A 10,933-nucleotide genomic window follows, 5' to 3' on the forward strand; every position below is an offset into this window, starting at 1 on the left:
CGAGATTCCCGCTGCACCGTCGTCTCGGATCCGGGCGGTGCGACCGGGCCGACCGGGCCGGTCGGCCTAGGCTGGCGACGGGTCGTCGACCCGTCGCCGGACCGCCCGGCGGTGCACTGCCCGAACTCGGAGGCCACATGTTCCGCAAGATCCTGGTCGCCAACCGTGGCGAGATCGCGGTGCGCGCGTTCCGCGCGGCGACCGAGCTCGGCGCCCGGACGGTCGCGGTGTTCCCCTACGAGGACCGGATGTCCGAGCACCGGCTCAAGGCCGACGAGGCCTACCAGATCGGGGAGGTGGGCCACCCGGTCAGGGCCTACCTGGACCACGCCGGCATCGTCGCCAAGGCCGTCGAGGCCGGGGCCGACGCGATCTACCCCGGCTACGGCTTCCTGTCCGAGAACCCCGACCTGGCCGCGGCCTGCGAGGCGGCCGGGATCACCTTCATCGGCCCACCCGCCGCGGTGCTGCACCTGGCCGGCAACAAGGCCCGGGCCATCTCGGCGGCCCGCGCGGCGGGGCTGCCCACGCTGGCCGGCTCGGCCCCGTCGGCCGACCTGGCCGAGCTCGAGGCGGCGGCCGCCGCGGTCGGGTTCCCGCTCTTCGTCAAGGCGGTCTCCGGCGGCGGCGGCCGGGGCATGCGCCGGGTGGACGACCCGGCCGCACTTCGTGCCGCGCTGGACGCCGCCCAGCGCGAGGCGGAGTCGGCGTTCGGCGACCCGACCCTCTACCTGGAGGAGGCGGTGCTCGACCCGCGCCACATCGAGGTGCAGGTCCTCGCGGACGGCACCGGCGAGGTGCTGCACCTGTACGAGCGCGACTGCTCGCTGCAGCGGCGCCACCAGAAGGTCATCGAGATCGCCCCCGCCCCCTCGCTCGACCCGCAGCTGCGGGCGCGGATCTGCGCCGACGCGGTGCGCTTCGCCGGCTCGATCGGGTACGTCAACGCCGGCACGGTCGAGTTCCTCGTCGGGGGCGACGGGCGCTACGTGTTCATCGAGATGAACCCCCGGATCCAGGTCGAGCACACGGTCACCGAGGAGGTCACCGACGTCGACCTCGTCGTCATGCAGATGCTGGTCGCCTCCGGCGAGACCTTCGCCACGACCGGCCTGCGCCAGCAGGACATCCGCACCCGCGGCTATGCCCTCCAGTGCCGGATCACGACCGAGGACCCGGCCAACGGCTTCCGCCCCGACGCCGGCGTCATCACGACGTACCGCTCGGCCGGGGGGTCGGGGGTGCGGCTCGACGGCGGCACGGTGTTCGTCGGTGCCGAGGTGTCGCCCCACTTCGACTCGATGCTCGTCAAGCTGACCTGCCGGGCGCGGACCTTTCCCCTGGCGGTGCGGCGGGCCCGTAGGGCCCTGGCCGAGTTCCGGGTGCGCGGGGTCTCGACGAACATCCCGTTCCTCGAGGCGGTCCTCGACGACCCGGTCTTCCAGGCGGGGCAGGCGACGACATCCTTCATCGACCAGCGTCCCGAGCTGCTCCGGGCCAGGGTCCCGGCGGACCGGGCGACCAGGCTGCTGACCTACCTGGCCGACGTCACGGTCAACCGGCCGCACGGCCGGGCCGGGGCGACGGTACGCCCCGCCGCCAAGCTGCCCGAGCTGACCGACGCGCCGTTGCCGCCGGGCTCGCGCGACCGGCTGCGCGACCTGGGGCCGGGCGGCTTCGCCCGGGCGCTGCGGGCGGCGCCAGAGGTGGCGGTGACGGACACGACCTTCCGCGACGCCCACCAGTCCCTCCTCGCGACACGGATGCGCACCCGCGACCTGGTCCTGGCCGCCCGCCACGTGGCGCAGCTGACCCCCCAGCTGCTCTCCGTGGAGGCGTGGGGCGGCGCCACGTACGACGTCGCGCTGCGGTTCCTGCACGAGGACCCCTGGGAGCGGCTCACCGCGCTGCGCGAGGCGATGCCGAACGTCGCCCTCCAGATGCTCCTGCGGGGCCGCAACACGGTGGGCTACACCCCCTATCCGACGCAGGTCACCACGACCTTCGTGCGGGAGGCAGCCGCTGCCGGCATCGACATCTTCCGGATCTTCGACGCGCTCAACGACGTCGAGCAGATGCGCCCCGCCATCGAGGCCGTGCTCGAGACCGGCACCGCGGTGGCCGAGGTGGCGCTGTGCTACACCGGCAACCTCACGAGCCCCCGCGAGCGGCTCTACACCCTCGACTACTACCTGCGGCTCGCCGAGCGCATCGCCGACACGGGCGCGCACATCCTGGCGGTCAAGGACATGGCGGGACTGCTGCGGGCCCCGGCCGCCCGCCGCCTCGTCACCGCGCTCCGCGAGCGTTTCGACCTGCCGGTGCACCTGCACACCCACGACACGGCAGGCGGTCAGATCGGGACCCTGCTCGCGGCGATCGGGGCCGGCGTCGACGCGGTAGACGCGGCGAGCGCCACCATGGCCGGCACCACCAGCCAGCCGCCCCTGTCCGCCCTCGTCGCGGCGACCGACGACACCGACCGGCCCACCGGCCTCGACCTGGGCAGCGTCTCGGCACTCGAGCCCTACTGGGAGGCCGTGCGCCACCTGTACCGGCCGTTCGAGTCCGGCCTGTCCTCCCCGACCGGTCGCGTGTACGTGCACGAGATCCCCGGCGGGCAGCTGTCCAACCTGCGCCAGCAGGCGATCGCGCTCGGCCTGGGGGACCGGTTCGAGGCGATCGAGGACATGTACGCCGCCGCGAACCGGATCCTCGGCAACCTGGTCAAGGTAACCCCGAGCAGCAAGGTGGTGGGAGACCTGGCCCTGGCGCTCGTCGGCACCGGTGCGGACCCGGCCGACTTCGAGGCGAACCCGCAGCGCTACGACATCCCCGACTCGGTCATCGGCTTCCTGCAGGGTGAGCTCGGCGACCCCCCGGGGGGCTGGCCGGAGCCCTTCCGCACCAAGGCGCTGGCGGGCCGGGTGGCCAGGCCCCGTCAGGAGGCGCTGACCCCGCAGCAGCAGGACGAGCTCGAGACGACGCCCCGCCGGACGCTCAGCCGGCTGCTGTTCCCGGGCCCGGCCCGGGACTACGAGGCGGCGCGGGAGGCCTACGGGGACCTGTCGGTCCTGGACACGAGCGAGTTCCTGCACGGCCTGGAACCGGGCGAGGAGTACGACGTCGAGATCGAGCCCGGCAAACGCCTGCTCCTCAGCGTCCAGTCGGTCGGCGCGGCAGACGCCCGCGGGATGCGCACGGTCATGTGCACCGTCGGAGGCCAGCTGCGACCCGTCCAGGTGCGCGACCGGTCGTCCGAGGTCGCCGTCAAGGCGGCCGAGAAGGCCGACCCGGCCGATCCGCACCACGTCTCGGCACCCTTCGCCGGCGCCGTGACCCTCACCGTCCGGGAGGGCGAGCACGTCGAGCAGGGCGGCGTCCTGGCGACCATCGAGGCGATGAAGATGGAGGCGAACATCACCGCACCGGTCGCGGGCACCGTCGGGCGCGTCGCGATCCGGGCCCAGCAGCAGGTCGAGGGCGGCGACCTGATCGCCGTCATCTCCTGACCGGACGCGCGCCGTGCCGACGCGAACGGTCCGTTCGAGGTCGACCGGGTTCGTGCACCAGGCGGTCCGGCCACGAAGGGCCGGCCCGGTGCGCCGGTGGTGAGCGGCATCCGGCAGCCGTATGCCGCCCAGCCCGCCTCCCGCGCCGTCGTCCTCCCGAGCCGTCCTCCTCAGGCGCGGCGTCCGGCGCCGCGGCCATCGAGCCCGGCGCGGGCGACCGAACGGGCCGCCGCACCGGCCGGTTCGCCCTCCGACGGTCCGTTCGAGGTCTTCACCACGACCCGGACGACGAGCCGCCACCACCGGAGCCGCTGAAGCCGCCGCCGGACGAGAAGCCCGACGTGCCGCTCGAGCCGGGGGTCGAGGTGAACGTGCCGGTCGAGGTCGTCGAGAAGCCGGCGACGCCGTCGGCGATGCTGGTGAAGTCGGGGAAGGCGCCGCCGCTCCAGACGTACCAGGTCGGCATGACGAGCGCCTGGTCGGCGGCCTCGGCCGCGCGGGCGACCTCGGCGAACGTCCTGGCCCACCGGTCCGCCACGCCGAAGACGACGGCAAACGGCAGGTAGCGGCTGAAGATGTTCGACGCCTCCTCGAAGGCGATCTGGCCGGCCTCCGCCGTGACGAGGTACTCCTTGAAGCCGAGCGACTGGGCCAGCACCGCCGAGCCCTCCGGGGTCCTGGCCGCCATCCCCCTCCCGACGAGCAGCACAATGCCGCCCGATGCGACCAGACCGATCCCGAGCACGAGCCCGCCGGTGAAGCCCCCACCCAGCAGGCCCGCGACGAGGGAGCGCCCGTAGAACAGGACGAGCCCGCCGCTGACGGCCAGCACGATGCCCAACGCCTGCCAGGCGGCGCGCTGCGACTGCGGGGAGCGGTGGAACCAGCCCCGCTGGACGACCTCGCGGTAGAGCATCGACTGGATGCGCTTCAGGGTGTCCGCGAAGGTGTTCTTCAGCTCCGACAGCCGGACCTCGGACGCGCCCTGCCGGAAGAGCCCGCCGAGCAGCTCGCCCTCGTAGGGCAGCAGGTGGTCCCCCGGGGGCGGGTCGAGCCGGCGGAGCACCCAGTCGGTCCGCGTGAAGATCCCCTCGGCCCTGATCTCGTCGATCTGCAGGTATCCCCGCACGGCCAGGTCGATGACCGTCGCGGAGACGTCGATCGGGTTGGCCGTCTCGTCGACGAGGGTGCCCACCATGCCCGGCTGCACGCCCGGCGGCGGGTGGAACTGCACCGCCACCGGCTGCCTGCGCCGCCGTCTGGTCAACGGTGCTCCACCGGTTCCCGTCCCGCTGCCGTCGCCGACGCCTGCCGGGGTGAGGCCGGGGGCCAGGCCGGCGTACTGCTCGTCGCGTCCGCGGGTCCACCACAGCGTGGCCATCACGGCAGCGGCGATGACGGGGGCACCGATCCCGGCCACCCACGCGGCGGCGTTGACCGCGGGGGCCGCCGCGCCGGCCGAGCCCGCGTCGAGGTCGCCCTCGCGGATGTCGGGGCGAGGGTCGTCGAACGCGGCGGCGGGGTACCGGGCGACCACGGTCATCGCCTCACCGGGGGCGAGGTCGTCGGCGCTGAACGAGGTGGGCTCGCCCGCCTTCGCCCGGCACCTCGTGTCCGAGCCCGTCTCGCCCCGGAAGCACAGCACGTCGGTCGAGGCGGCCGGGGCGTTGACCGTGATGCTGGCGTGGTCGCGCTGGGTCTCCTCGTCACCGCCGAAGACGTTGTAGTGCAGCTCGACAGTGTCATTCTGCGCGATGTCGTTCTGGGCGATGTCGTTCTGCCCGATGTCGTTCTGCGCGATCGGGTTGAGCAGGTTGTGCAGGGTGTAGCCGACCAGATAGGTCTGGGTGCCGCTCGTCCACTCGTCGGCGCTGCCGATGCGGATCTGGTCGGCGGCACCGTCCGGGGTGACCCGGAACTGGGCGGGCGCCCCGGTCGGGCTCGAGACCGACACGTCGGTCATCTCGAAGTAGCGGTAGCTGTCCGGCCGGTCGGCCACGCCCATCCGCACCACGATGTCGCGGAAGATCCCGTGCCGCTCCTCGCCGCTCGGGAACCGCCACTGGATCGTCTCGGCGACCCTGACGCTGCCGTCCGGCTGCAGGTCGTAGACGGCGCGGAAGGAGGTCATCGCCTCGCCGCCGGCGGCTCGGGCGGCTACGGCGGGGGTAAACACGAGGGCTGCAGTGGCCAGCAGCAGCGCGAGGAGTGCCGGCACCCGTGCCGGCCGGCGCGACGCGACCGGGTCCGCCACCGGACCGCGGTCCGTGCGGGTCAGGCTCACCCTCGCCTACCGCGGTGCCGTGCGGCGCTGAGGGCCCGCTCCGCGTCGCGCCGGTCCTGTCGCTCGCGCAGCGCGTGTCGCTTGTCGTACTGCTTCTTGCCCGTTGCCAGGGCGATCTCCACCTTGACCCGCCCGTCCTTGAAGTAGAGCGTGAGCGGCACGATGGTCCGGCCGGACTCGCGGGTGCGGCCCGCGATCTTGGTCAGCTCGCGGCGGTGCAGCAGCAGCTTGCGGCGGCGCCGGGGCGCGTGGTTGGTCCAGGTCCCGCCGAGGTACTCGGGGATGTGGACGTTCTCGAGGTAGAGGTCCTCGCCGGAGAACATGGCGAAACCGTCCACGATCGAGGCCCGGCCCATCCGCAGTGCCTTGACCTCGGTGCCGGTCAGGGCGATACCTGCCTCGTAGGTGTCCTCGATGTGGTAGTCGTGGCGCGCCTTGCGGTTGCTCGCGATGACCGAGCGACCCTTCTCCTTGGCCACCGCGCTGTCCTCCTGTCGCCTCGCGCCCGCGCGAACGGTCCGCGCGCGTCAACGCTACCCGTTGGGACGCGGTACGGGTGTGCTCGCTCAGAGCCACCGGTAGGGGTCGACCGGCGTGCCGTCCTCGTAGACGCCGAAGTGCAGGTGGCAGCCCGTCGAGTAGCCCGTGGTGCCCGAGTACCCGACCAGCTGGCCGCGGTTCACGTGCCCGCCCCACTTGACGATGCGCGACAGGTGGTTGTACGTCGTGACGAGGTCGACCCCGCGGTGCATGCCGTGGTCGATGACGACCTGGTTGCCCCAGCCGCTGGGGCGCCAGCCGGCGCGGATGACCTGACCCGGCGCCGCCGCGTAGACCGGGGTGCCGCAGGCGACGGCCCAGTCCAAGCCGTCATGGAGCATCCATTTCTTGAGGATGGGGTGCCAGCGCATCCCGAAGCCCGAGGTCGTGGGCCCGTTGGCCGGGTGGCTCAGGTAGTTCGAGGGGGTCGCGGCGGGCGGGGCGTTCCGGCGCTGCTCGGCCAGGCGGGCGAGCCGGGCCCGTTCGACCAGGATCGCGTTCAGTCGTGCTGCCTCGGCGCGGGCCGCCGCGAGGTCGGCCTGTTCGTTCGCCTGCTGGGCCCGCAGGTCGCGGGCGTACGCCGTCTGCTCGGACTTGAGCCGGTCCAGGTGGGTCTTGGCGGACGCAGCGTTGGCGCGGGCCGTCTCGGCGTTCTGCCGCGCGACGATCGCCTGCTCCTTGGCCCGGGTCGCGGCGGAAGCCGCGGCCGTGGCGTTCTGCAGGGCGGTCTCGGCCTGGCGTTTCAGCTCGGCGACCTCGCCCCGGACGGATGTCAGGTAGGCCCGGGCCGAGATGTCGTCCGCGCGGATCGTGGCGAGCCGGTCGACGGTGTCGCCGGCCACGTTGCTGGCGGTGTCGGCCATGACGACCCGGTCGGCGAGGTCCTGCGGCGACCCGGTGCCGAAGACGAGTCCGAGCGGCGACTCGTCGCCGCCGCTCTGGAAGACCTCGGCGGCATAGGCGTCCAGCGCGTCCTGTGAGGCGCGCAGCTGCTCCTGCGTCCGGCCAAGTCGCTCCCTGGCCCGGGCCTCGTCGGCCTTGGCGACGGCCAGCCGCTGCGCCACCTGCTCGTTGTGCGCCCGGGCCCTGGCCTCGGCGGCCAGCGCCCGGCGCTCGGTGTCCTCGGCCCGGGCCTGCGCCGCCACGGCGCGGCCGGCCGTGGCCTGCGCACCGGCCAGGCGCTGGCGTGCTCCCGGCAGCGCGGCCTTGGTCCGCTCGAGGTTGACGTAGGCGCCGGCCAGCCGGGTGTTGGTTCCCTCGAGCTGCTGCCCGAGCGCGCTGATCCGCCGGTCGGCCTGCCGCTTCTGGTCCTGGACGTCGTCGGCCCGGGCCGCGAGCGCGGGGCCCAGTGAGAGCGTGCAGGCCAGAGCCGCGCCGGCGGCGGTCAACCGGGTGCGCGGACGGGGTGAGCAATTGCCCAACTTTGGCCACATAGGGCTCATTGGTACCACACCTGTCGCTCCGACAACACCCCTTCGGCCCTGCGATACCCCTCGACCCTGCGAACGGTTGGTTCGACGGGCGGTGCGGCGGCCCGCTCCGGTCGCCTGCCGCCCCTGCTGGAGCCGGCCGGTCACACGCGCAGGTACCGGCGCAGGGTCACCCATGACGTCACCGACGCGAGGGCGGCCACCCCGAGCACGATCACCGGCGCGACGACCCAGACATCGGCCACCCCGATGAAGGCGATGTCGGTCACCGTCTCGCTGAGGAACCCGGTCACCCCGTACTGGACGGTCGCCCAGAGCATGCCCACCGCCAGGCCGGCGCCGACCACGCCGGCGATGATCGTCTCCATGACGAACGGGAAGCGGATCGTGAAGTTGGAGGCCCCGACCAGCCGCATGATCCCGGTCTCGCGGCGCCGGCTGAACGCCGTCTGCCGGATCGTCGTCGAGATCAGCATGACCGCGGCCAGGACCATGAGCGCGGCGAGCGCGATGGCCGACCACGAGACGGTGTTCATGAAGGTGAAGAACTTCTCGAGCAGCTTCTTCTGGTCCTGCACGTCGGCCACCCCCGGCATCCCCTTGACGGTGCTCGCGACGACGTCGAACTTGCCGGGGTCGTTGAGGTTGACCCGGAAGGAGTCGGCGAAGTACGACTCCCCGGCCCGGGCCAGCGGGGAGTTGCGGTAGGCGGTCCGGAACCGTTCGTAGGCCTGGTCCCGCGACTCGTAGAAGATCTCCTTGACCGTCGGGCGCAGGGCCTCGAGCTCGTCCTTGACCGCGGCTCGCTCGGTCTGCGTGGTGGGCTCACCGCCGCAGTTCGGGTAGCGGGTCTTGTCGGCGCAGAGCAGGACCGTGACCTGGACGCGGTCGTACCAGTAGTCCTTCATCGTGTCGACCTGGCGCTGGCCCATCAGCCCGAGGCCGAGCAGGTACATCGAGATCATCGTGACGATCACGACCGACACGGCCATCGACAGGTTGCGGCGCAGACCGTTGCCGATCTCGCCGAGCAGGAACGTCAGTTTCATGGTCCCCCGATCAGTGCGTGTCCACGGCGGTACGCCGCCTGACCACGCTGTCGGGCTCGGCGCTGTCGGGCTCGGCGTGGCCCGGCCGGGCCGGGCCGACCCGGACCCTGGGGATGCTGCCGGTGGTGTACTCCCCGGCCTGCTGGTCGCGCACGAGGACCCCGTGGTGCAGCTCGATCACCCGACGCCGCATCGCGTTGACCGTGGCCGTGTCGTGGGTGGCCATCACGACGGTCGTGCCCGTCCGGTTGATCCGCTCGAGCAGCTGGACGATGTCGAGGCTCGTCCCGGGGTCGAGGTTGCCGGTAGGCTCGTCGGCCAGCAGGATCGACGGCCGGTTGACGAAGGCGCGGGCGATGGCGACCCGCTGCTGCTCCCCACCGGAGAGCTGGTGCGGCAGCCGCTTCTCCTTGCCCGCCAGCCCGACCAGTTCCAGCGTCTCGGGCACCGTCTGGCGGATCCGCGTCCTGGAGGCACCGAGGATCTGCAGGGCGTAGGCCACGTTCTGGGCGACCGTCTTGTTCGGCAGCAGGCGGAAGTCCTGGAAGACGAAGCCGATCTCGCGCCGCAGGGCCGGCACCTTGCGCGCGGGCAGCCGATCGAGCTCGCGCCCGGCGACCAGCACGCGGCCCTGCGTCGCGTCGTGCTCCTTCATGACCAGCTGCAGCAGGGTCGACTTGCCGGAGCCGGACTCGCCGACGACGAAGGCGAACTCGCCCCGGGGGATCTCGAGGGAGACGTCGTCGAGCGCGGGCCGCTGCGTCCTCGGGTAGGTCTTCGTGACGTTCTCGAAGAGGATCATGCGGGCGGACCTAACGTGAGCGGGAGGGCAGACCGGGCAGCACCCGGGCTCGGCGGCATACCTGCGGCGTGTCACCGGGCCATCCACGAGGTTACGGCCGGACGGCGCCCAACCCGTGCTACCGGGACGACCGGCGTGGCGCGCGGGGAGCGGTCCGGCGCGCTCGGCTCAGGCGGACGCCGCGGCGGCGGCCTTGCGCTGCTCGACCGTCCAGCGGATGCCCGACTCGATGAAGTCATCGATGTCACCGTCGAAGACCGCCGAGGGGTTGCCGGTCTCGTGGCTGGTGCGCAGGTCCTTGACCATCTGGTAGGGGTTGAGCACGTAGGAGCGCATCTGGTCGCCCCAGCTCGCCTTGACGTCACCGGCGAGCTCCTTCTTGGCGGCGGCCTCCTCGGCCTTGCGCATCAGCAGCAGGCGGGACTGGAGCACCCTCAGGGCGGCGGCGCGGTTCTGGATCTGGGACTTCTCGTTCTGCATCGACACGACGATGCCGGTCGGCAAGTGGGTCATCCGCACCGCGGAGTCGGTCGTGTTGACGCTCTGCCCGCCCGGACCGCTCGAGCGGAAGACGTCGACCTTGATCTCGTTCTCGGGGATCTCGATCGAGTCGTCGCTCTCGATCAGCGGGATGACCTCGACCGCCGCGAAGCTCGTCTGGCGCCGGCCCTGGTTGTCGAACGGGCTGATCCGCACGAGCCGGTGGGTGCCGCCCTCGACGGCCAGGTGGCCGTACGCGTAGGGGACGTTGACCTCGAAGGTCGCCGACTTCAGGCCGGCCTCCTCGGCGTATGAGGTGTCCATCACCTTGGTCGGGTAGCCGTGCCGCTCGGCCCAGCGCAGGTACATCCGCAGCAGCATCTCGGCGAAGTCGGCCGCGTCCACACCACCCGCGCCGGACCGGATCGTCACCACCGCTGCGCGCTCGTCGTACTCGCCGGACAGCAGGGTGCGCACCTCGAGCTCCCCGACGTCCTTCTTGAGCGACTCCAGCTCGTGCTCGGCCTCCTCGAGCGTGGCGGCGTCGTGCTCCTCCTGGGCCAGCTCCACGAGGACTTCGAGGTCCTCGACGCGGCGGTCCATCCCGAGGACCCGGTCGCGTTCGGCGCCGGCGCGCGAGAGTGCACTGGTGACCTGCTGCGCGTGCTCGGGGTCGTCCCACAGGTCGGGGGCGGCCGCCTGCTTCTCGAGGTCGGTGATCCGCACGCCGAGCGCGTCGAGGTCGGTCACCCCGCGCACCGAGTCCATCGTCGCGCGCAGGTCCTTGAGCTCTTGCGGGAAGTCCACGGCCACGACACGACAGCCTACGTCAGCGG

7 protein-coding genes are annotated in these 10,933 nt (G+C 72.5%); 1 reads left to right on the forward strand and 6 read right to left on the reverse strand.

What is annotated here, in order from left to right; translation table 11 throughout:
* Positions 1 to 137 precede the first annotated feature (137 nt).
* Positions 138 to 3,512 (forward strand): pyruvate carboxylase, encoded by a 3,375-nt coding sequence (locus WMI84_RS13600; protein WP_347354030.1) that lies wholly within the window; start codon positions 138 to 140, stop codon positions 3,510 to 3,512.
* A 271-nt stretch (positions 3,513 to 3,783) separates the two neighbouring features.
* On the opposite strand, the gene WMI84_RS13605 is transcribed toward WMI84_RS13600, so the two are convergent.
* The 6 genes from WMI84_RS13605 to prfB form a co-directional block, all read right to left on the reverse strand.
* Positions 3,784 to 5,796, reverse strand: a complete 2,013-nt coding sequence (locus WMI84_RS13605; RefSeq protein WP_347354032.1) for a DUF2207 domain-containing protein — start codon at positions 5,794 to 5,796, stop codon at positions 3,784 to 3,786.
* Positions 5,793 to 6,275 (reverse strand): SsrA-binding protein SmpB, encoded by a 483-nt coding sequence (gene smpB / locus WMI84_RS13610; RefSeq protein WP_347354034.1) that lies wholly within the window; start codon positions 6,273 to 6,275, stop codon positions 5,793 to 5,795. Before smpB ends, WMI84_RS13605 begins: the two co-directional genes overlap by 4 nt.
* Before the next feature lie 87 nt (positions 6,276 to 6,362).
* A complete protein-coding gene (locus tag WMI84_RS13615) occupies positions 6,363 to 7,724 on the reverse strand; it encodes a peptidoglycan DD-metalloendopeptidase family protein (RefSeq protein WP_347354036.1) in 1,362 nt (453 codons plus the stop codon).
* A 185-nt stretch (positions 7,725 to 7,909) separates the two neighbouring features.
* Entirely contained in the window at positions 7,910 to 8,815 is a 906-nt protein-coding gene (gene ftsX, locus WMI84_RS13620) for a permease-like cell division protein FtsX (RefSeq protein WP_347354038.1), read from the reverse strand.
* A gap of 10 nt (positions 8,816 to 8,825) precedes the next feature.
* Complete coding sequence (ftsE, locus tag WMI84_RS13625; protein ID WP_347354040.1) at positions 8,826 to 9,617, reverse strand: cell division ATP-binding protein FtsE; 792 nt, start codon at positions 9,615 to 9,617, stop codon at positions 8,826 to 8,828.
* A 168-nt stretch (positions 9,618 to 9,785) separates the two neighbouring features.
* Positions 9,786 to 10,910 (reverse strand): peptide chain release factor 2, encoded by a 1,125-nt coding sequence (gene prfB, locus WMI84_RS13630; RefSeq protein WP_347354042.1) that lies wholly within the window; start codon positions 10,908 to 10,910, stop codon positions 9,786 to 9,788.
* Positions 10,911 to 10,933 lie beyond the last annotated feature (23 nt).

Origin of the sequence: Intrasporangium sp. (genome assembly GCF_039812505.1) — a bacterium.
GTDB lineage: Bacteria > Actinomycetota > Actinomycetes > Actinomycetales > Dermatophilaceae > Intrasporangium_A.

Excerpts from the sequence above, each read along its gene's own strand:
- ftsE (WP_347354040.1), bottom strand. The coding sequence starts at position 9,617 with ATGATCCTCTTCGAGAACGTCACGAAGACCTACCCGAGGACGCAGCGG.
- WMI84_RS13600 (WP_347354030.1), top strand. The coding sequence starts at position 138 with ATGTTCCGCAAGATCCTGGTCGCCAACCGTGGCGAGATCGCGGTGCGC.
- ftsX (WP_347354038.1), bottom strand. The coding sequence starts at position 8,815 with ATGAAACTGACGTTCCTGCTCGGCGAGATCGGCAACGGTCTGCGCCGC.